A 21,462-nucleotide genomic window follows, 5' to 3' on the forward strand; every position below is an offset into this window, starting at 1 on the left:
TTTCACACACCACCCATGCTGCGTTTTTTTGTGCTCGTCCTGCTGCTGGCCAACGCGGCGTACTACGCCTGGTCGCAGGGCCTGCTACTGGAATGGGGGCTGGCCCCGGTATCGCAGTCTGAGCCGCAGCGCCTCGCAGAGCAGATTCGCCCCGAGGCGCTGCGCGTGGTGGGCAGCAAGACATCGGCTCCGGCGGTTGCTCCCGCTGCTGCGGCGCAGGAGCCTACATCCGCACCGGCGCCAGCCCCCGTCGAAGCGCCTGTGGCCGCAGCCCCTGCAGGCGAATGCCTGCAGGCGGGGGTGTTCGACGAAGAGCAGGCCGCCGCCTTGCGCCGCGCCGCCGCCAGCCTGCCCCAGGGCTCGTGGACGCTGGAACGCACCACCATCGCTGGCCGCTGGATGGTCTACATGGGCCGCTTTGCGGATGCCGATGCGCTGGCCAAAAAGCGCGCCGAGCTGCGCGAAATGAACATTCCCTACGACCGCCCGGGCAGCGCAGCGCTGGAGCCCGGCCTGTCGCTCGGGCGCTTTTCGACCGAAGAGGCAGCGCAGCGCGGCCTGAGCAACCTGACCGCCAAGGGCGTGCGCACCGCCCGCGTGGTGCAGGAGCGCAACGATGCCCCCGGCTACACGCTGCGCCTGCCCGCCGCCGACAGCGCCCTGCGCGCCCGTGTCGAAGCGCTGCGCACGCCCATGGCCGGCAAGGCGCTGCGGCCCTGCTCCTGAGCGGGCGGTCGTTTTGGGGCTGTTAGCCCTGGTTTGGGGGCATATCGAGTGCCGGAAACCGCAGCGTGAACCGAAGGCCCGGGGGCTGCTGGCCGGGGTGGGCCTCTTCCAGCATGATTTCGGCGCTGTGCTGGCGTGCGATCTCCAGCACGATGGGCAGGCCCAGGCCCGAGCCATCGGCATCGGTGCCCAGTGCACGGTAAAAGGGCTGAAAGACCAGTTCGCGCTCGGATTCGGGCACGCCAGGCCCCGAGTCTTCGACCTGCAGCAGCAGCACGCGGCCAAAGGTGTCGGCCAGCACGCGCGCGGTGATGATGCCGGGTTTTTCGCTGCTCGACGGGGTGTAGTTGATGGCGTTGTCCACCAGGTTGCGCACCAGCTCCTTGAGCAGCGTGGGGTTGCCCTGCACCCACACGCCCGGCGCGCCGGGCTGGGCGCCGTCGTAGCCCAGGTCGGTGCCCTTGTCCAGCGCACGCGGCACCGAGTCGCGCACCACGTCCATGGTCAGGCGCGCCAGGTCGCAGGGTGTGAAGGCGATCTGCGCGCCGCTGCTTTCGGCCCGCGCCAACGCCAGCAACTGGTTGACGGTGTGCGTGGCGCGGATGCTCGAGCGCCCGATCTGCAGCAGCGACCGTTTGAGTTCCTCTGTGCTGGTGCCTTCGCGCTGCGCCAGGTCGGCCTGCATGCGCAAGCCCGCCAGCGGGGTCTTGAGCTGGTGCGCGGCGTCGGCCAGAAAGCGCTTTTGCGTGGCCAGCGAATCGTTCAGGCGCGTCAGCAGGTCGTTCACGGACGAGACCAGCGGTGCGACCTCTAGCGGCACGGTTTTATGGTCCAGCGGGGAAAGGTCGTCGGGGCTGCGCGCCCGGATGCGTTCTTCCAGCTGGTGCAGCGGCTTGATGCCGCGCGCCAGCGCCAGCCAGACCAGCAGCACGGCCAGCGGCAGGATGACGAATTGGGGCACCATCACGCCCTTGATAATTTCGGTGGCCAGCACACTGCGCTTTTCGCGTGTTTCGGCCACCTGCACCAGGGCCAGCGGGGCGCCTTCGAGTGGCAGGCGCACCCAGATATAGGCCATGCGGATTTCCAGTCCGCGCAGCTCGGCGTCGCGCAGGCGCACCTCTCCGATGGTGGGGGCTTCGTCCTCGGTCGGCAGCGGCAGTTCGCGTTCGCCCGAAAGCAGTTCGTTGTGCGGCCCGGTGACCTGGTAGTACACCGTGTCAGAGTCGTCGGCGCGCAGGATTTCGCTCGCGGGCTGGGGCAGGTTGAACTGGGGCTTGCCCTTGTGCACCGACACCAGCTGTGCCAACGCATGGGCGTTGTATTCCAGCGCGCGGTCGAAAGGCTTGTTGGCAATGCCCTGCGCTACCAGCCAGGTCAGCGCCAGGCTCACCGGCCACAGCAGCAGCAGCGGGGTGAGCATCCAGTCCAGGATTTCGCCGAACAGGGAGCGCTGCTCGCGCTGGAAGATCTTCAAGATCGTGGTCCTGTTTTTGAATAAAAAGTGGCTTTAACGCAATGTGGGAAAGCGCTAAAAGCTATTAAATTAGGAGCAAACGATGCCGCTCCATCGGTGCCGCAAGAAACTGGCACGGCCCAGGCCAGCGGCCGCCGCGCAAGGGCCGCCCCGCCGCGCTGGCGGCGTCTCCCCTCCCGCAGCGCGCAGCGAGGCGAGAGAGGGGGGAAGGAGCGCAGCGACACAGGGGGGAGTTCCCTGCCCTAGCCGGGAATTTTTTCCAGGCAGTAACCCAGGCCACGCACCGTGGCGATGCGGATTGGGCCCTTCTCGATCTTCTTGCGCAGGCGGTGGATGTACACCTCGATGGCGTTGTTGCTCACTTCTTCGCCCCATTCGCACAAGCGCTCGACCAACTGGTCCTTGCTGACCAGGCGCCCGGCGCGCTGCAGCAGCACTTCGAGCAAGCCCAGCTCGCGGGCTGACAGCTCCACCATCTTGCCGTCAATGGTGGCCACGCGGCCCGATTGGTCGTACACCAGCGGGCCGTGCTTGATGGTCGAAGTGGCACCACCCATGCCCCGCCGCGCCAATGCGCGCACCCGCGCTTCCAGTTCCTGCAGTGAGAAAGGCTTTGCCATGTAGTCGTCGGCGCCCAGGTCCAGCCCCTGAACGCGCTCTTCCACGCTGTCAGACGCCGTGAGAATCAGCACCGGCAAGGCCGAGCCTCGGCTGCGCAAGCGCTTGAGCACTTCCAGCCCGTGCATGCGCGGCAGGCCCAGGTCCAGGATGAGCAGGTCGAATTCGTTGTTGGTCAGGAGAGCCGCATCGGCCTCGCTGCCGCTGGCCACATGGTCCACCACGGCGCCCGAACTGCGCAGTGTGCGCAAAAGGCCATCGGCCAGCACCTGGTCGTCTTCGGCAATGAGGATGCGCATGCTTGTCTCCTTGTAATGCGTCTGATTTTAGGAGCCTGCCGAGTGCTGTGTGCGGTTCAAAGAGGATTGCTGCCGCTGGCGTAGGTTTCCAGCCCAATGGACACCACCGCAGCCACTTCAGTGCCCACCTCGGCGCGCAGCTCCGCTTCGGCCTGGGCCAGTGCGCTGCGAAAAGCCTCCAGCCATGCCAGCCCTGTGGCAGTGAAGTGCACACGGCGTGCACGTGCATCGTGCGGGTCGGCTGCGCGGCGCACCAGTCCCCAGGCTTCGCACTGGTCCACCAGTGCGCCCATGGACTGCTTGGACATGCCTGCGCGCTCGGCCAGGTCGACCAGCCGGTCGCCGTGCAGCGACAGGTGCCGCGTGATGTGCACGTGGGCCGCGCTCACCTGGTCGCGCGCGGCCAGGTTGGACAGGGCCAGTGGTACCTCCACATTGCGCGCCATCAGCTGCAGCACCCGCGCATCGAAGCGGCGCAGCGCGTCCCCCATCAAGCGGCCCAGGTGTGTCTGGCGCCAGTGGTCGTGGGCGGGGGAGGTGGCTTGCAGAGGCATTGTTATATGGTAAGGCAAACTGACCAAATAATCTGATGATTTCTACCGATGGCTTGGTAGACTACTGTTCAAGCATCCAGTTCATTTGTTGTTGAAACGGTGAGCGGTCTCTTCTAACCTGTTGACCTCCAAGGAGATTTCCATGAACGCACCCATCAGCCGCAGCATGCCCCCCGATGGCGAAAAAGCCAAAGCCCTGGCCGCCGCGCTGGCCCAGATCGAGAAGCAGTTTGGCAAAGGCACCATCATGCGCCTGGGCGAAGGCGAGGTGATCGAGGACATCCAGGTGGTGTCCACCGGCTCGCTGGGCCTCGATGTGGCGTTGGGTGTGGGCGGTCTGCCGCGCGGCCGCGTCGTCGAAATTTATGGGCCTGAGTCCTCGGGCAAGACCACGCTGACGTTGCAAGTCATCGCCGAAATGCAAAAACAGGGCGGCCAGTGCGCGTTCGTCGATGCCGAGCATGCGCTCGACATCCAGTACGCACAAAAGCTGGGCGTCAACCTGCAAGACCTGCTCATTTCGCAGCCCGACACCGGCGAGCAGGCGCTTGAAATCGTGGACAGCCTGGTGCGTTCGGGTGCGGTCGATCTGATCGTCATTGACTCGGTGGCGGCGCTCACGCCCAAGGCCGAAATCGAGGGCGATATGGGCGACAGCCTGCCCGGCCTGCAGGCGCGCCTGATGAGCCAGGCGCTGCGCAAGCTCACCTCGACCATCAAGAAGACCAACTGCATGGTCATCTTCATCAACCAGATCCGCATGAAGATCGGCGTCATGTTCGGTAGCCCTGAAACCACCACTGGCGGCAACGCGCTCAAGTTCTACGCTTCGGTGCGCCTGGACATCCGCCGCACCGGCACCATCAAGAAGGGCGAGGAAGCCATTGGCAACGAAACCCGCGTCAAGGTGGTGAAGAACAAGGTCTCGCCACCATTCAAAACCGCCGAGTTCGACATCCTGTTTGGTGAAGGCATTTCGCGCGAGGGTGAAATCATCGACATGGGGGTGACGGCGCGCATCGTGGAAAAATCCGGCGCCTGGTATGCCTACAACGGTGAAAAAATCGGCCAGGGCCGCGACAATGCACGCGAGTTCCTGCGCGAAAACCGGGCGTTGGCCCATGAGATCGAGAACAAGGTGCGCGAGAGCCTGGGCATCGCACTGCTGCCTGCCGCCTTGCCGGTCGCTGCGCCCTCTGCGGCCGCAGAAGCCTCTGACGCCACCGACGGTGTGGTGCCTGCCCCCGCAGGCCGTGCCCGCAAGGCCGAAGCCAAGGCCGACTGAGTTGCCTTGAACCTAGAAACGGCAGTTGACCGCTTTGTCTCTCTTGCTAAGCCGCATGAAATCGACCGTTGATGGCTTCGATGGTGTTCACCTGATGGGTGAAAGCGCTATGCACTCGCCAGCACCGCGCTCAGGGCGCCATGCGGCGTTGTTCCTCCTTGCGGGCAGGAGCCCGCCGCGTCGTCTCGTCTTGCCTGGCTCCCAGATCACGGCACCGGCGGGCGCATCCAACGGCCGTTTCTAGGTTGCATGGCTGCACCGCCGATCTCCCTGAAAGGCCGCGCGCTGCGCTATTTGGCGGCGCGCGAGCATTCCCGGGCGGAACTGCTGCGCAAGTTGGCACCGCACGCGCAGGAGCCCGGTGAGATCGAGCGCGTGCTCGACGACCTGCAGGCCAAGGGTTTCATCAGCGCGGAGCGGGTGGCTGCATCGCTGGTGCATCGGCGCGCGGGGCGCCTGGGCGACCAACGCATCCGGCAGGAGCTGCAATCCAAGGGGCTGGATGCAGACACCGTGGCGCAGGCGCTGGAGCAGTTGCAGGGCACCGAATTCGCGCGTGCGCAGGCCGTCTGGCAGCGCAAGTTTGGCCAGTCAGCCCCCGATGCCGCAGGCCGCGCGCGGCAAATGCGGTTTTTGCTGGGACGCGGGTTCTCGGCCGCCGTGGTGCGCCGGGCGGTGCAGGGCGCACCGGACGAAGACGCCTAAAGCCACGCTTAAAAAATAGAGTGTTTTAGGCCTCTAACGCTTGCCTGTTAAGCGCAAGCAGCTATCAATATTGAAGTGCACTCGCGGGCTTCGATTGGGAATCAGATCCCCAGCATCAATTTGAGGTTTTGCACTGCTGCGCCGCTGGCACCCTTGCCCAGGTTGTCCAGCCGCGCCACCAGTACAGCTTGGCGGTAGGCCTCGTTGGCGAACACGCGCAGTTCGAGCTGGTTGGTGTTGGCCAGCGTATCGGCGGCCAGTTTGAGGTCTTCGGTGGGCGCAAGCACCTTCACCCATTGCTCGGGTGCATTGGTACGGGCGTAGTGGGCGGCCAGTGCGTCGTGCAGGTCGGCCGCCTGGGGCGTGCCGGGCAGCATGTCCAGGTGCAGCGGTAATTGCACCAGCATGCCCTGGGCAAAATTGCCCACGGCCGGGATGAATATCGGGCGCCGCGTCATGCCCGTGTAGTGCAGGATTTCCGGGATGTGCTTGTGTGCCAGGCCCAGCGCGTAGGCTTCGTAGGGCGGCGCATTGCCGGCCTCGTAGGCTTCGATCATGGGGCGGCCTCCGCCCGAGTAGCCCGAGATGGAAGGCAGTGCCACCGGAAAATCGGGGGGCACCAGGCCTGCATCGACCAGCGGGCGCAGCAGCGCAATGGCGCCCGTGGCGTAGCAACCGGGGTTGCTGACACGGGAGGCTGTGCGCACAGCGTCGAGCTGGCCCGCGCACAGTTCAGGAAACCCAAACACCCAGCCGGGTGCCGTGCGGTGCGCGGTGCTGGCGTCGATCACCTTGATGGTGCGGCCCGTGGTTTTCTCGATGTCGTCCACCAGGGCCACGGTATCGCGTGCGGCGTCGTCGTGCAGGCACAGCACCACCAGGTCGGCCTCGCTGACCAGGGCGCGCTTGGCGGCGGGGTCCTTGCGCAGTTCGGGGGCAATACTCAAAAGCGTGACCTGCGCCATGCCTTGCAGGCGCTCACGGATTTGCAGGCCTGTGGTGCCGGCTTCGCCGTCGATGAAGACTTTGGACATGGGGTGCTCCTGCAGGAAAGGCGTGGTGCAAAAGGCGCTAGGAGTCTGTCGGGCTTGGGGCGTCGAAAGCGATTCGCAGCCGACGATTCCCAAGTCCGGCAGGCTCCTGGAGAAGGCGCGCATACCTTGTAAGTTTTTAAAAAGGCATGGTGCGTCGCAGCATGATACATTTATCGGCTGCCATGTCCCAAGCCCGCCGCCAGACATCTGATGCCATGGTAGTCGGGTGAAATCACTTTCCTGAGAGAGCCCTCATGAAGATTCACGAATACCAAGGCAAGGAAATCTTGCGCAATTTTGGTGTGCCCGTTCCGCGCGGCATTCCCGCATTCACGGTGCAAGAAGCCGTCGAAGCAGCCCAGAAACTGGGCGGCCCCGTGTGGGTCGTCAAGGCCCAGATCCACGCCGGTGGCCGTGGCAAGGGCGGTGGCGTCAAGGTTGCCAAGACCATTGACGACGTCAAGCGCATCGCGGGCGAAATTTTGGGCATGCAGCTCAAGACGCACCAGACCGGCCCTGAAGGCCAGAAGGTCCGCCGCCTGTACATCGAAGACGGCGCCGACATCAAGAACGAGCTGTATGTGTCCCTGGTCACCGACCGTGCCACGCAGAAGGTGGCCCTGATCGCTTCGTCTGAGGGCGGCATGGACATCGAGGAAGTGGCCCACTCCACGCCCGAGAAGATCATCACCGAGATGATCGACCCGCTGACCGGCATCACCGCCGAGCAGAGCAAGAAGGTGGCGGCAGCCATCGGGTTGACCGGCGCTTCCATCGACCAGGCGGTAGACATCTTCGCCAAGATCTACAAGTGCTACATGGAGACCGACGCATCGCTGGTGGAAATCAACCCACTGAACTGCGACTCCAAGGGCAACCTGATGGCGCTGGACGCGAAGTTCAACTTTGACCCCAACGCGCTGTTCCGCCACCCAGAAATCGTGGCCTTCCGCGATCTGGACGAAGAAGACCCCGCCGAAGTCGAAGCCTCCAAGTTCGACCTGGCCTACATCAGTCTGGACGGCAACATCGGCTGCCTGGTGAACGGCGCAGGTCTCGCCATGGCGACCATGGACACCATCAAGCTCTTCGGCGGCGAGCCAGCCAACTTCCTGGATGTCGGCGGTGGCGCCACGGCCGAGAAGGTGACCGAGGCCTTCAAGATCATGCTCGGCAACAAGAACGTCAAGGGCATCCTGGTCAACATCTTCGGCGGCATCATGAAGTGCGACACCATCGCCACCGGCGTGATCACTGCCTGCAAGGCCGTGAACCTGTCCGTGCCACTGGTCGTGCGCATGAAGGGCACCAACGAAGAGCTGGGCAAGAAGCTGCTGGCCGAGTCCGGCCTGCCCATCATCGCGGCCGACACCATGGCCGAAGCCGCGACGAAGATCGTCGCTGCCGTCAAGTAATGACCCGACCAGAACGCTAGGACACGCACATGTCGATTTACATCAACAAAGACACCAAGGTCATCACCCAGGGCATCACGGGCAAGACGGGCCAGTTCCATACCGAAAAGTGCCAGGAATACGCGAACGGCAAGAACTGCTTCGTGGCGGGCGTGAACCCCAAGAAGGCCGGTGAGTCAATCTTCAACATCCCGATCTACGCCTCCGTCAAGGAAGCCGCGAAGCAGACCGGCGCCACCGTGTCGGTGATCTATGTGCCGCCAGCAGGCGCCGCCGCCGCCATCTGGGAGGCTGTCGAAGCCGATCTGGATATGGCGATTTGCATCACCGAAGGCATTCCAGTGCGCGACATGCTCGAAGTGCGCAACAAGATGAAGGCCAAGGAAGCCGCCGGTGGCAAGAAGACGCTGCTGCTGGGCCCCAACTGCCCCGGCATCATCACGCCCGACGAAATCAAGATCGGCATCATGCCCGGCCACATCCACCGCAAGGGCCGCATCGGCGTGGTGTCCCGCTCGGGCACGCTGACGTACGAAGCCGTGGCCATGTTGACCGAAGTGGGTCTGGGCCAGTCCACTGCCGTGGGCATTGGCGGCGACCCGATCAATGGCCTCAAGCACATCGACGTGATGCGCGCTTTCAATGACGATCCTGATACCGACGCTGTCATCATGATTGGCGAAATCGGCGGCCCCGACGAAGCCGAGGCCGCCCTCTGGTGCAAGGCCAACATGAAGAAGCCTATCGTTGGTTTCATCGCCGGCGTGACCGCACCTCCCGGCAAGCGCATGGGCCATGCCGGCGCGCTGATCTCCGGCGGCGCCGACACCGCCGATGCCAAGCTCGCCATCATGGAAGAGTCGGGCTTCATCATCACGCGCAACCCGTCTGAACTGGGCAAGCTGCTCAAGGCACAACTCAAGTGAGCCTGGGCGCAATGCGCCTCACCCGTTAAAAACGCCAGTGGCTTCGGCCACTGGCGTTTTTTGTCTTGAGTGACAAAAATGGCATTTTGTGTCTTGATGGGAGCGCAATAACCCGCGCAGCGATGCAAATGGGTTCCAGCGGCCAACCAGGGGCCCGGCGCAATTCTTGCTTGCAATGGATTCATCTATCAACAGAGGCACAGGCACAAGTGGGGCGTTTCACGAAGGGTCAGGACGGAGCAGGGTGGCATGGGGTGTTAGCCCTGGTGCTGGCACTGGCCATGGTGGCCCTGTATTTCGGTACCGACGCAGTGCAAAGCCTGGATCGCCGCCTCTACGATGCCGCCACATCCCGCGCGGCACAGGTGCCGCTTGATGAGATCGTGGTGGTTGCCATCGACGAGCCCAGCCTGGAGCGTATTGGTGCGTGGCCGTGGTCGCGTGCGGTGTACGCGCAATTGATCGATCGCTTGGCAGCCGCGGGTGCGAAAACCATCGTGCTGGCAATGCCGTTGGATACTGCGCAACCCGATCTTGCACTGCCGTATTTGCACAAAATTCGCAGCACGCTGCAATCTGCACCGCCAGAGGCGACCGCTTTGAAAGAGCAGTTGAGCCGCACGGTGGCGGAAGCCGAAGCCGCGTTGGACGCCGATGCACGTCTGGCGGCCAGTATGGGTCGTGCAGGCAATGTCTTGCTGCCGACCGACCTGGTGGCGGCGCCCGACGCGCAAGCGGCGGGTGGAACCTTGCCGCCCTACGTGCACCGCAGTGCCCTGCCTGATCCAGGGCGCCGAATGGCACCGCCAGCCCGTGCAGGCGCCCAACCGCTAGCGTTGTTCGGGCAGGCAGCGGCGGGTATCGGGTTCATGGCCATAGCAGCCCAGAGTGCGGATCACGTGGTCCGCGAGGCGCCCTTGTTGTGGGGCCTTGATGGTGCGGCAGTGCCTTCGCTGGCTTTGCTGACCGCCATGCACAGTCTGCATCTCGGGGCGGCGCAGATCGAAGTGCAGGAAGGCCATGCCTTGCGCATGGGTGGCTTGGGGGTGTCCCTCAGCGGTGCAGCCCTCATGCGCCCGCACATCTATCCTGGCACGCAAGACAAGCCGCCGTTTCCTGTGCTGTCGGTGCACACCGTGTTGAATGCGCCGCTGCCACCGGCCCAGTGGCAGGGCAAGATTGTTCTGGTCGGTCCTACAGCGCCTCGCATCCAACCCTTGCTAACCGTCCCGGGTGGAGCCCAGCTCACGCCCGTGGAGTTGCTGGCGCACCAGGTGTCCAGCATTCGGCAGGGGCATGTTTACACCGAGCCCACCTGGGGCGCCGCGCTCTTGTGGACGAGTGTGGTTGCGGCATTGCTTTGGGTGGCGCTGGGTTTGCCGCGCTGGGGCTTGCTGCAGGGTGTTGCGGTTTCGCTGGCCCTGGCGGCAGCCTTGCTGGCGCTGGAATGGGTATGGTTGCAGCAGCGGGGGCAATGGCTGCATCTGGTGTTGCCTGCCTTGGCGTTGCTGGTTGGGCTGGCGGCGCACATGGCGCGTAGCCGTTTGCCAGTGCGGGCTGCGTCAGGGGATGCGCACCAGGATGGCCAGGAGCCGAACCGCATGATGGGCCTGGCCTTGCAGGGCCAGGGGCAACTGGACATGGCGTTTGAACGCCTGCGGCGCGTACCGCCGGGTCCTGAGCTGCAGGCCAATCTGGTGAACCTTGCACAGGACTTCGAGCAAAAGCACCAATACGTCAAGGCGCGTGCGGTGTACGAGCACATCCTGCGGCAGGACCGCAACCATGTGCAAGCCCGCAAGGGCCGCAAACGCGCCCGCCACTTGGCCGAGATAGCGGCCAATGCCGAAACCGCCAATGCCATGGAAGCGCCCGCAGGCGCCCTGCTCTCATTGCTGGGTCGCTACCAGGTCGAGAAAGAACTGGGGCGCGGTGCCATGGGCGTGGTCTACCAAGGGCGCGACCCCAAAATTGGCCGTGTGGTGGCCATCAAAACCCTTGCGCTGGACCAGGAGTTCGACGGCACTGCGCTGGTGGATGCGCGTGCACGCTTTTTCCGTGAAGCCGAGTCTGCCGGGCGGCTGCAGCACCAGAATATTGTCACCATCTACGATGCGGGAGACGAGCAGGGCCTGGCCTGGATCGCCATGGAACTGCTCAAAGGCCAGGATCTGGTCGGCGCCACGAAGCCGGGGCAACTTTTGCCTGTGCCGCAAGTGGTTTCCATCGTGGCGCGCGTGGCCGAGGCGCTGGACTATGCGCACCAGCAAAACGTAGTGCACCGTGACATCAAGCCCGCCAACATCATGTTTGATGCGGCTGCCAACGCGGTCAAGGTTTCAGACTTCGGCATTGCCCGCATCACCGACAGCAGCAAAACCCGCACGGGCCTTGTGCTCGGAACCCCCAGTTTCATGGCGCCTGAGCAATTGGCGGGAAACAAGGTTGATGGCCGCTGCGACTTGTATGCCTTGGGGGTGACCCTGTTTCAGTTGCTGACAGGCAGTCTGCCGCTGCGGGGCGATTCGATGAGTGCGCTGATGCACAACATTGCCCACCAGCCAGCGCCCGATGTGCGCACGCTGCGCTCGGATTTGCCGGCCGATCTGGCCAACGTCGTGGCATTGGCCTTGCGCAAAGACCCCCGGGAGCGTTACCAGACGGGGCGTCAATTTGCCGTTGATCTGCGCAATGTGGAAAACGCGCTTTTGCAAGCCGCCAACACTGCACCGGCGCAGCAGCCGCTCGTCTATGATGCGCGCAGCAATCAACAAGAGCACAACATGGCGGCTTTTCAAGAAACTGTATTGGATATTCCTGCTGCGCGGGCCCCTGTTTCTGCTTCCGAGCCAGGTGCGCAATGACGTCGGCCAAGATGGGGTACGAGTTTTTCGCACGGACAGACCCTGGCCGGGTGCGCGCCAACAATGAAGACGCTGTTGCGATCGATCCACAGGCCCAACTGGCCTTGCTGGCCGATGGCATGGGGGGCTACAACGCGGGCGAAGTAGCCAGCGGCATGGCGACGACCTTCATCCGTACCGAACTGGCGCGCTGGTTGGGCGAGGCGGGCGCGCATCTCAAGGCGTTTGACCTGCGCCGTGCCATAGAGATCTGCGTGGGCAATGCCAACCAGGCCATTCTGGGTGCGGCCGAGGCCAATCCGCAGTATGCGGGCATGGGCACCACACTGGTGGTGGGTGTTTTCCAGGGCAGTCGCCTGGTGTTGGGGCATATCGGCGATTCGCGTTGCTACCGCCTGCGTGCAGGCCTGCTGGAGCAGATCACGCGGGACCATTCCTGGCTGCAGGAGCAAGTCGACGCTGGGCTGATCACGGCACAGCAGGCTGCGCTGTCGTCCAGCCGCAATCTGGTGACGCGGGCGCTGGGGGTCGAAGACGATGTGCTCATCGAAGTCAACGAATTCAAGGTGGAGCCGCAGGACCTGTATCTGATGTGTTCCGATGGCCTGAGCGAAATGGTGTCTCACGAGGAGCTCACCACGCTGGCGGCCGCTGCCCTGCCGCTGGAGGACAAGGCACGTCGCCTCATCGACGCGGCCAATGCCAATGGTGGCCGCGACAACATCAGCGTGGTGCTGGTGCAGGCGGGGGCCCCCGAAAGCAAGCGGGGCTTCATGTCACGGCTCATGCGTACCGCCTAGTGCCCATCCATTTATTTCAAATGCAAAACAAAAGCAGGAGTTGGTCATGCCCAAAATGATCGTTTCGATCGACGGTGTTGTTATCAAAGAGGTGGAGCTCAGCAAGGAGCGCACCATGCTCGGGCGCCGCCCCTACAACGACATCGTGATCGACAACCTCGCGGTCAGCGGTGAGCATGTTGCCTTCCACATGAACGAGCAAGGGGTCGAGGCGGAGGACCTGGGCAGCACCAATGGCACCTACGTGAATGGCAAGGCGGTCAAGCGCCAGGCCCTGCGCAACGGTGACACCGTGGAAGTGGGCAAGTACAAAATCCGCTTCCTCCATGAAGACGAAAGCAACGGCTTCGAAAAAACCATGCTTTTCAAACCAGGCATGGTGCCGCCCCCGATTCCACCCCGTCCCGCACCGGCCCCTGCGGCTGCAGCCGCGCCTGTGACGGCCGTCATCCGTGTGCTCTCGGGCGCTGCAGCCGGGCGTGAGGTGGCGTTGACCAAAGTCGTCACCACCATTGGCAAGCCGGGTGTGGCGGTGGCATCCATTACGCGGCGCCACCAGGGCTTCGTGCTGGCCCATGTGGAGGGGCCAGACAATCCCATGCTCAACGGTGCGCGCATCGGCAATACCCCTGTGCCTTTGCACGCTGGCGACCGGCTGGAGTTGGCCGGTACGGAAATGCAGTTCATGCAAGACTGACGGCGCAGGGCCGTAGCGCCAGGCACCGCCATGCGCAGCCCAGGTTTGGTAGGCAGGCTCGTCGCCGTTGTGCGCAGGCGCTGGCTGCGCATGGCCGTGGTGGCTTTGCCGTTGGTGCTGGCCTTGCTGCACGCCACCGGGGCATTGCGAGTGCCAATGTTCGAGCGCCTGGATCACCTGATCTACGATGCCCGGCTGCGCGCCACCATGCCGCGCACCATGGACGATCGCATCGTCATCGTGGATATCGACGAAACCAGCCTGGCCCGGGTAGGGCAATGGCCCTGGGGGCGGGACAAGCTGGCGCGCTTTTCCCAAGAACTTCTGGGCCGTCAGCAGGCCGCCGTAGTTGGCTTTGATGTCGTGTTCGCCGAGCCGGACGGTAGTTCGGGCCTGGCCAGCCTGCAGCGTCTGGCTGCGGGGCCGCTGCGCAAGCAGCAGGACTTTGTCGTGGCACTGGCGCAATTGGCCCCTGCGCTGGATTTTGACGCCCGGTTTGCTGCCACCCTGCAGGGTCAGAACGTTGTTCTGGGCTATTACTTCACCAGTGACCGGGATGGCCGATCGCATGGCGCACTGCCAGCGCCCGCGCTGACCGCCGCGCAGCTCCAAGGCAAGCGCCTGCAGTCCACGGCGTGGACAGGATATGGCAGCAACATCGCGCCACTGGCGCAAGCGGCACCAACAGCCGGTTTTTTTAACGCCATGACCGACGATGACGGCGTGGTCCGGGCTCTTCCCCTGCTGGCCCAATACCAGGGGCAATATTACGAATCCCTGGCGCTGGCGGTGTTCCGCGTGTTGCTGGGCATGCCCACCATCCGTCCAGGTTATGCGCCGGGCTATGAAGATGCCGCCGTGCCCTTTGTGCAGGGTATTGAACTGCACCAGGACGGACGATCCCTGCTGCTGCCAACGGATCGGCAGCTTGCCGCCCTGGTGCCCTACCGGGGGCCGGGTGGCCCCCGTGGTGGATCGTTCCGCTATGTCGCTGCGGCCGATATTCTGGAAGGCCGCCTCCCCGCCGCCAGCCTGCAGGGGCAGATCGTTCTGGTGGGTACCACCGCCCCGGGCTTGCAGGATCTGCGCGCCACGCCCGTGGGCGGCGCCTACCCGGGGGTGGAAACCCACGCCAACATGATTGCGGGTTTCCTCGATGGGCGAAACCCGGTGCAGCCCGATTACGCCATCGGGTTTGATGTGCTGCAGATCGCCTGTGCCGGGATGCTGCTTGCCGTGGCCCTGCCCCTGTTGGGTGCGGGTGCGACGGTCGGGGTGAGCCTGGGGTTGTTTGCGGGGCTGACGGGGCTCAATCTTTGGCTGTACCAGGTGCACAGCCTGACCATGCCCCTGGCGGCCGTGCTGGCTCTGGTGCTGCTGGCATTTGCGCTGAACATGAGCTACGGGTATTTTGTGGAAGGCCGCGCCAAGCGCGGGCTGGCGCATCTATTTGGCACCTATGTTCCGCCAGAGCTGGTGAACGAGATGGTGCTGGAGCCCGCGCGCTACAGCATGCAGGCCGCCAACCGCGAACTCACGGTCATGTTTTGCGACATGCGCGGTTTTACCGCCATGTCCGAGCGCATGGAGCCAGTGCAGCTGCAAGCCTTGCTCAATGAAATATTTTCACGCTTGACCCAGGTCATCCGCCAGCAGCGCGGCACCATCGACAAATACATGGGTGATTGTGTGATGGCTTTCTGGGGGGCTCCCGTGGCAACGCCAGAGCACGCCACATTGGCCGTGCGCGCAGCATTGGGCATGGCGCAGGCCGTGCATGCCCTCAATGTTGAGCACCGTGCGCGCGGCCTGCCCGAAATCGGCATCGGCATCGGGCTCAACACCGGGCCTATGTGCGTGGGCGACATGGGCTCGGACATCCGCCGCAGCTACACCGTGATCGGGGACGCCGTCAACCTGGGCTCTCGACTGGAAGGCCTGTGCAAAGTGTATGGCGTGGAAATCGTCGCCAGCGAAAGCACCCGTGCGCAGGCACAAGGTTTTGCATGGCAGGAGCTAGACCGCGTGCGCGTCAAAGGCAAGGAGCAGGCCGTGGCCATCTACCGCCCGGTGGCTGAAGCGGGCACGCTGGACGCCGACCCGCAAAATGCCCTGGACCGCTGGCACGAGTGGCTGGCCGTCTTTCGTGCACAAGACTGGCCCCGGTGCGACAGCCTTTGGCCGGGACTGGTGGCGGCCCACGCACAAAGAGCTTTGCTGGAGTTTTACAGCCAGCGCCTGCAGGCCCTGCGGGTGTTACCCTACAACCCCGCGTGGGACGGATCGACCCATTTCGACACCAAGTAATTCCATTTCTAAACCATCCGTGTCGTTGTTGCTTCGCCTTGCCGTGCTACAGCACTGATCGTAGGCTTCGCACCTAGACATGAATGATTTGGAAACCGAATAAAGGCCGCAGCAACCATGAAAGTCCGCGTGCTGGGCTGCTCCGGGGCGATTGCCCGGGACTGCCGCACCACCTCGTTTCTGATCGATGGACGCATCCTCATCGATGCAGGGACAGGCGTGGGCGACCTCACCCTGGACGAAATGCAGGCCATCGACCATGTTTTTCTCACGCACTCGCACCTGGACCATATCGCCGCACTGCCGCTGATGCTGGACGCCATATCGTCCCGCCGCAGCAGCCCCGTGCAGGTGCACGCCTTGCAGGAGACCATCGCCGCACTGCAGGCCCATGTGTTCAACAATGTGATCTGGCCGGACTTCAGCCGTATCCCCAGTGATGCCGCTCCTTTTCTGCAATACCAGGCACTGGCCGCAGGGCAAACGCTGGAAGTGGCAGGCACCCGGCTAGAGGTGCTGCCCGCCTGCCATGCCGTCCCCGCCGTAGGCTACGCGGTGCAAGGGCCCCACGACTGGTGGGTGTTTAGCGGCGACACGGGCCGCAACCCCGCCTTCTGGCAGCGCATCAACCAGCTGCCCGTGGCCATGCTGGTCATCGAAACCGCCTTCAGCAACCGCGAGAGCGCCCTGGCAGAGCGCGCCCAGCACCTTGCCCCCCAAACCCTGGCGCTGGAACTGGCCCAACTCGACCCGGCCCGGTCGTTCCCCATCTACATCACCCATACCAAACCCTCAGAGACTGAACTCATCATGGAGGAGATTCGCCGCTTTGATGCGCGCACCCCGCATGGGTTTGCTGCGCCGCATGACATTCGGTGGCTGCAAGCGGGGGATGTGCTGGATGTGTAAGAAAAGATGCGGTTGGTGACAGATGTGAGAGACAAAAATGTCATTCACTGGAGTCGCAGAAGATAGTTGTTACGAAACAGGCCTGTCGAAGGCCGTTTGCTGTACTGGCAAGGTTTAGTTGTAACGACCCGTCTATTGGCATGGAATCTGCTGATTCAGTTTCGAACCTGAAGAATCGTCTGCAGGTTTTCATTTGCACTTGACTCCGAGGAGAAATATATGAAGCGTAATCTGCAAAAGGGTTTTACCCTGATCGAATTGATGATCGTTGTGGCGATTATTGGTATTTTGGCTGCTGTGGCCCTTCCTGCGTACCAGGACTACACTATTCGCGCCAAAATCTCCGAAGCGGTGATTGCAGGTTCCTCTGTGAAGAGCCTGTTCAGCGAAGCATTCCAGACCGACGGCATTGTTGGGCTTGATGCAGCAGCGACCGCCTATGCGGCCGTTCCTACAGCAGAAAAGACTTCCAAGTATGTCAAAGACATTACGACGACTGCCGGTACACCTTGGACCATCTCTGTGCAAGTTAAGGCAGATGGCCTTAACGGTATTCCTACGGGCCTAGATGGTCAGACGCTGACGTTCTCTCCAAACGTTGGTGGTGTTGTGCCGGTCGCTGCATCCAAGGGCGCTGTGGACTGGGCGTGTGCATCAGAAACCAAGATCACTGCCGACAAGCGCGTTTTGAAGAACGTGACGGTTGGTACGTTGAAAGCCAAGTACGCACCTTCTGAATGCCGTTAAGTCGACTTTTCTCTTTGCTTCGGTAAAGAGGGGAGATTTTTAGAAAACGCCCGCAATGCGGGCGTTTTTCATGGTGCTGAGGGTCGGCGCCGATATATTAGTTCTTGGGTTATTTCATGACAGATGCTCATAGTGCGCAGGTCTTCCCTGTCTCACCGCAGCGGTGGTTGAAATGGTTGCCAGTTTCACACCTGCTGCTTTCTCTGGCGGTTGCGTCAGGGATTGCACTTTTGGTTACTGTATTTTGGTTTCCGTCTCCATACCACTTGCTGGGAGGAGGAATGCGACTCTTCTGGGTGATGCTGGGGGTGGATATGGTGTGTGGGCCTTTGCTCACCTTGATTTTGATCCGGCCTGGAAAAACGCGACGGGCTTTGGCTGTTGACCTTGCCATGATTGTGTGCCTGCAATGGGGAGCCCTGGCTTATGGTGTGCATGCACTGGCCCTTTCACGACCTTTGGCAGTCGTGTACGAAGTTGATCGATTTCGCGTCATCAGCTACTTGGATGTCCCGGAAGAAGAAATGAAGGGCGCGCCAGTACCCGCATGGTTTACTCCGTGGAGTCTTCATGCACCAAAAATGCTGGGCTTGCGCAGTGCGCGCGGGCTGGATGAAAAGATGGCCAGCGTTGAGGCCGCTTTTCAGGGTGTAGATGCTGCACAGAGGCCATCACGTTGGCAAGAATATGCCCTCAGTAAGCCCGACATTCTTGGACGCGCCAGGCCGTTGGAGGTACTCCGTACTCGCTACCCCATGGAGGTTGATCGTATTGACGCCGCGGCACGCGCTGCCGGGCTGCATTCTGGCGGTCTCTGGCTGCCCTTGGTGGGGCGCCGAAGCGCAGAGTGGATCGCACTGATCGATCCAACTACTGCTTCAGTTGTGGGTTATCTGCCGCTTGATGGATTCTTTTGATTTTGGGCCAACGCCGCAATCAGATCGCGTTGGTATCGGTACTCTCCATCGGCCGGAAAGACGGATGCATATTTGATCAGTGCGGCATCGATATCGTCCCATCGCTGCTCATGGACCAGTGCCAGCAACAAGCCTGACACTGCCACAATATCGAAGTCGTTACTTAAAAATTCATCGTCTTTCTGTGGTTTGATGTCGAGCCAATCGCGCCCTAAACGTGCCATCGTGGTGTAGTCGCGGCGCGCGTGGCTGGCCAGCAAGGCAAGCACACGATCAAAATCAGGCCTGATGGTTTTGCAACGTTGCCAAGTGGGTGCGGCCCACACGCCTTCCATCAAATCCAGGCTCAGGAACGGCTGCGTTATATCAAACAGCATGCGTACTTGGCTCGACCATCGCGCACGCGCGTTCTGGTCTTGTTGAAACGCACGACAGTCAGACCCACTCATTGCTTTTAAAAGAACGACATCTGGGTAAGCACCGGAACTGAGGGGGCCTCGCAGTTCCTGTGCAATCGATCGAGCACGGTCGGTCGCGTGATCAGCGACGAAGTTGCTGAAAGTAGGCAATTTCAAGGATGAAGAAAACGGATGGCGGGTGCCCATCGCCTCCAGCAAATTTCCATTGATGAATGGTAGTGCGAAAAATGCTGAGGCCGCAGACGACAGGAATCGAGTCTTGGGCGCATGTAAACCTAATACTGGAAGATAGTCTGAGTTTGGTGGCAAACTTGAATAAGCAGTAGCGGCTGCACGAAGTAATCGAGCATCGGCGACCTGTCTGAAGTTCATGTTATCGACGGATGTTATACCCAGTCGCGCCATTTCAGATTTTAGGATTTTTGCTTCTACGAGTCGTTCCATGTCCAGTTTTGGTAATTTTCCTTGTGGACTCGCAACAATTATTAAATCAGTGTTATTGCTGATCCAAGCTGAATAATCAGAGAATGCGGGTGTTAGTGCTTGAAGAATAGAGCCCAGAAGTTCATCATTAATTTCATAGAGTTGTACCCACTGCACGAAAAGGCCATTTTCATTCAAGTGGCGCGGCACGAACTGGTAGAACTCTTTTGAGAAAAGGGCTCCTACACCACTGATCCAAGGGTTAGACGGCTCGGAGATGATCAGGTCAAATTTTTTATGTTGGCCAGCAAAATGCGCTTTCGCATCGTCAATCACCACATGCGAACGGGGGTCGGTGTAAGCGCGAGCAACACGGGGGCCAAAAGCCCGTGCACCATCCACCATGGCTTGTTCAATTTCGATCGTGGATACGGACTTGATGCGCGGATCGCCAAGCAGGGTATGCGTTGTTAGTCCAGAGCCGAAACCAATAACTGCCACGTTATCCGGCTTGTCTATCAAGGCCAGTGGCAGGGCGCCCAACATTACCATGGTGGGCTCGTCATCCGTAGGTTTGCCATCCGCCAGCATATTCATTGCGGCATCAGGTTTGCCATTGGTTGCAATAGTAGCAACCCCTGTAGGAGCTTGAAAAACCGACACGCTGGCCGTCTTGCCGTCGCGGTAAGACAGCATTTTTGTACCTTCGGCTATTTGGCTGCGACCATGACGAAAAACTCCCGACGCAAGTGTAAGCGGGTCGTATGGAATGCGCACGGCCACGATCAGCGCCACGGCTGCCAAGCCTGCTGCAATCGAAAAGCGCAGCATTTGCTTATTACTGTCAGCTTGCCATCGCAGCAGTGCCAGGCCAATGCCCAAGTCCAGCAATGCTGCAACACACAATGTCAGTTTCAAGCCCATTAATGGAATTAGCAAGTGGATGGCAGCAAAAACACCGATGATCGAGCCCAGGGTATTCCAAGCATAGACACGGCCTATGGCGCGCTCGCCCAAACCTCCTTGCAGCAGGGCCACGGTAAACAAAGGCAATGTAGTGCCTGCAAAAAAAGCGGCTGGTAACATAATCAAGACAGCGAGAGTTGCCGTCCCTGCATGAAACAGCGTATATGCGCCGTCGGTCTTAGTCAGTGACTGAATCAGCCACCCCACCCATGAAAACGCATTCGCATAGACAGCCAAAGAAGCGAGCGCTGCGACGCCCATGCCAATTTGCATCCAGCCAACCATTCGTAGCGGAGAGTCGGTGCGGTCAGCATGTTTGCGCACCCATAAACCACCCAGGGCAATACCGGCGATGAATGATGCCAGCATCAATTCGAACGCATGCATGGTGCTGCCCACGGCCATGCTCAGCATTCGAATCCAGACGATCTCGTACACAAATGATGCTGCGCCGGAGAGCGCGGTACCCAAAAGCACGGCACGCAGCAGCGGATTGTGAAGCAATCGCTGCTTCATCTGAGCTTCCTTTGGAGCTGACACTGAAATCGTCGGCTCAGGCTCGCGCGCTAGCCACCAAGCAAGTCCGGCAACTACGAAGTTCAGGATGCCTGCTGCCACCATGGCACCGGGCAATCCCACACTTGGCAGAAGTACGAAGACAGCGATTAATGCCCCAAACGCCGCTCCGATGCTGTTGGTAAAGTACAGCCCCCCGAGCAGGCTGCCATCCTGTCCTGAAAATCGGCGAATCAAGCCTCCGCTCATTAGGGGGAAAGTCATTCCGAGCAATACAGTTTGAGGCAGTATCAGCAGGGCGGCAATTGTCCATCGTGCGATGTCTATAGCTAGCGGTGAGCCTAGGGCTGGGATCAGTGTGTCGTAGCTGAAGCTGGCGACGCTCCCGTAGATGGAGTGAAACAAAAGACCAAACACGCCAATGATGGCTTCGATCACGGCATAGACCCGAATAAGGTTGCGCCACCTTTGTCCGGCATGTGCAATCCATGCGGCTCCCGCTGCCATACCCCCCATGAAAATTGCAAGCACCAACGCCTGCGCATAGGCCGCATGTCCCAGGAACAATCCGAGGTAATGTGACCAAATTGATTGATATATGAGACCGGCGAAGCCCGAAAGGACAAAAATGGCTAACAGACCGTTTCGTGGGCTGCGTGGGGGAGGCGTCATCAATCAATGCTCCGAGGTTGGCGAAAACTAAATAAGATAGCAAAAAATGTGCCTATTGTCTTTGGCAAGAACTGCAGCTTCCACAGATCGACTCCCAGACGAAAGGCAATATTTTTCAAAAAGTTGATCCTTGCGTCATGGGTGGCGAGCACGTTTTTTAAGTTGGAACATTTTTTGCGTGTCTTT

The 21,462-nt window shown here is 61.3% G+C and carries 17 protein-coding genes; 12 read left to right on the forward strand and 5 right to left on the reverse strand.

From position 1 onward, the window contains the following. Positions 1–15: 15 nt before the first annotated feature. A complete protein-coding gene (locus ACYVOC_RS15645; protein ID WP_461162400.1) occupies positions 16–726 on the forward strand; it encodes an SPOR domain-containing protein in 711 nt (236 codons plus the stop codon). Between the two features lie 22 nt (positions 727–748). On the opposite strand, the gene ACYVOC_RS15650 is transcribed toward ACYVOC_RS15645, so the two are convergent. From ACYVOC_RS15650 to ACYVOC_RS15660, 3 genes are all read right to left on the reverse strand, one after another. Then, on the reverse strand, positions 749–2,203 hold the full coding sequence (locus tag ACYVOC_RS15650; RefSeq protein WP_461162401.1) for a sensor histidine kinase N-terminal domain-containing protein: 1,455 nt from the start codon (positions 2,201–2,203) through the stop codon (positions 749–751). 242 nt (positions 2,204–2,445) lie between these two features. Then, complete coding sequence (locus tag ACYVOC_RS15655; RefSeq protein ID WP_116005277.1) at positions 2,446–3,120, reverse strand: response regulator; 675 nt, start codon at positions 3,118–3,120, stop codon at positions 2,446–2,448. A 56-nt stretch (positions 3,121–3,176) separates the two neighbouring features. After that, positions 3,177–3,674, reverse strand: coding sequence for a MarR family winged helix-turn-helix transcriptional regulator (locus ACYVOC_RS15660; protein WP_461162402.1), 498 nt, complete (start codon positions 3,672–3,674; stop codon positions 3,177–3,179). A 142-nt stretch (positions 3,675–3,816) separates the two neighbouring features. Here ACYVOC_RS15660 and recA point away from each other — a divergent pair, with 142 nt between their 5' ends. Both recA and recX read left to right on the forward strand, forming a co-directional pair. Beyond that, a complete protein-coding gene (recA, locus tag ACYVOC_RS15665; protein WP_116005275.1) occupies positions 3,817–4,959 on the forward strand; it encodes a recombinase RecA in 1,143 nt (380 codons plus the stop codon). Between the two features lie 249 nt (positions 4,960–5,208). Next, the gene (gene recX, locus ACYVOC_RS15670; RefSeq protein ID WP_461162403.1) at positions 5,209–5,664 is read left to right on the forward strand and encodes a recombination regulator RecX; all 456 of its coding nucleotides are present in this window, start codon (positions 5,209–5,211) and stop codon (positions 5,662–5,664) included. Positions 5,665–5,765: 101 nt separating this feature from the next. On the opposite strand, the gene argC is transcribed toward recX, so the two are convergent. Beyond that, complete coding sequence (gene argC, locus ACYVOC_RS15675; protein ID WP_461162404.1) at positions 5,766–6,698, reverse strand: N-acetyl-gamma-glutamyl-phosphate reductase; 933 nt, start codon at positions 6,696–6,698, stop codon at positions 5,766–5,768. A 254-nt stretch (positions 6,699–6,952) separates the two neighbouring features. Here argC and sucC point away from each other — a divergent pair, with 254 nt between their 5' ends. From sucC to ACYVOC_RS15720, 9 genes are all read left to right on the forward strand, one after another. Next, positions 6,953–8,113 carry an ADP-forming succinate--CoA ligase subunit beta gene (gene sucC / locus ACYVOC_RS15680; protein WP_461162405.1) on the forward strand — a complete coding sequence of 387 codons (1,161 nt, stop codon included), beginning with the start codon at positions 6,953–6,955 and terminating at the stop codon, positions 8,111–8,113. A gap of 29 nt (positions 8,114–8,142) precedes the next feature. Next, positions 8,143–9,039, forward strand: a complete 897-nt coding sequence (gene sucD, locus ACYVOC_RS15685; protein ID WP_116005272.1) for a succinate--CoA ligase subunit alpha — start codon at positions 8,143–8,145, stop codon at positions 9,037–9,039. 254 nt (positions 9,040–9,293) lie between these two features. Continuing rightward, positions 9,294–11,903, forward strand: coding sequence for a CHASE2 domain-containing serine/threonine-protein kinase (locus ACYVOC_RS15690; protein WP_461162406.1), 2,610 nt, complete (start codon positions 9,294–9,296; stop codon positions 11,901–11,903). Positions 11,904–11,914: 11 nt separating this feature from the next. After that, positions 11,915–12,703, forward strand: a complete 789-nt coding sequence (locus ACYVOC_RS15695; RefSeq protein WP_461162440.1) for a Stp1/IreP family PP2C-type Ser/Thr phosphatase — start codon at positions 11,915–11,917, stop codon at positions 12,701–12,703. A 46-nt stretch (positions 12,704–12,749) separates the two neighbouring features. Further along, positions 12,750–13,400 carry an FHA domain-containing protein gene (locus ACYVOC_RS15700; protein ID WP_116005271.1) on the forward strand — a complete coding sequence of 217 codons (651 nt, stop codon included), beginning with the start codon at positions 12,750–12,752 and terminating at the stop codon, positions 13,398–13,400. Positions 13,401–13,430: 30 nt separating this feature from the next. Continuing rightward, a complete protein-coding gene (locus ACYVOC_RS15705) occupies positions 13,431–15,707 on the forward strand; it encodes a CHASE2 domain-containing protein (RefSeq protein ID WP_461162407.1) in 2,277 nt (758 codons plus the stop codon). 117 nt (positions 15,708–15,824) lie between these two features. After that, complete coding sequence (locus ACYVOC_RS15710; protein WP_461162408.1) at positions 15,825–16,616, forward strand: MBL fold metallo-hydrolase; 792 nt, start codon at positions 15,825–15,827, stop codon at positions 16,614–16,616. Between the two features lie 219 nt (positions 16,617–16,835). Next, positions 16,836–17,363, forward strand: coding sequence for a pilin (locus ACYVOC_RS15715; protein WP_461162409.1), 528 nt, complete (start codon positions 16,836–16,838; stop codon positions 17,361–17,363). A 116-nt stretch (positions 17,364–17,479) separates the two neighbouring features. Continuing rightward, the gene (locus ACYVOC_RS15720; RefSeq protein ID WP_461162410.1) at positions 17,480–18,280 is read left to right on the forward strand and encodes a TfpX/TfpZ family type IV pilin accessory protein; all 801 of its coding nucleotides are present in this window, start codon (positions 17,480–17,482) and stop codon (positions 18,278–18,280) included. On the opposite strand, the gene ACYVOC_RS15725 is transcribed toward ACYVOC_RS15720, so the two are convergent. Then, positions 18,253–21,276 (reverse strand): fused MFS/spermidine synthase, encoded by a 3,024-nt coding sequence (locus ACYVOC_RS15725; protein ID WP_461162441.1) that lies wholly within the window; start codon positions 21,274–21,276, stop codon positions 18,253–18,255. The genes ACYVOC_RS15720 and ACYVOC_RS15725 overlap by 28 nt on opposite strands. Positions 21,277–21,462 lie beyond the last annotated feature (186 nt).

This window comes from Simplicispira piscis, assembly GCF_054783455.1.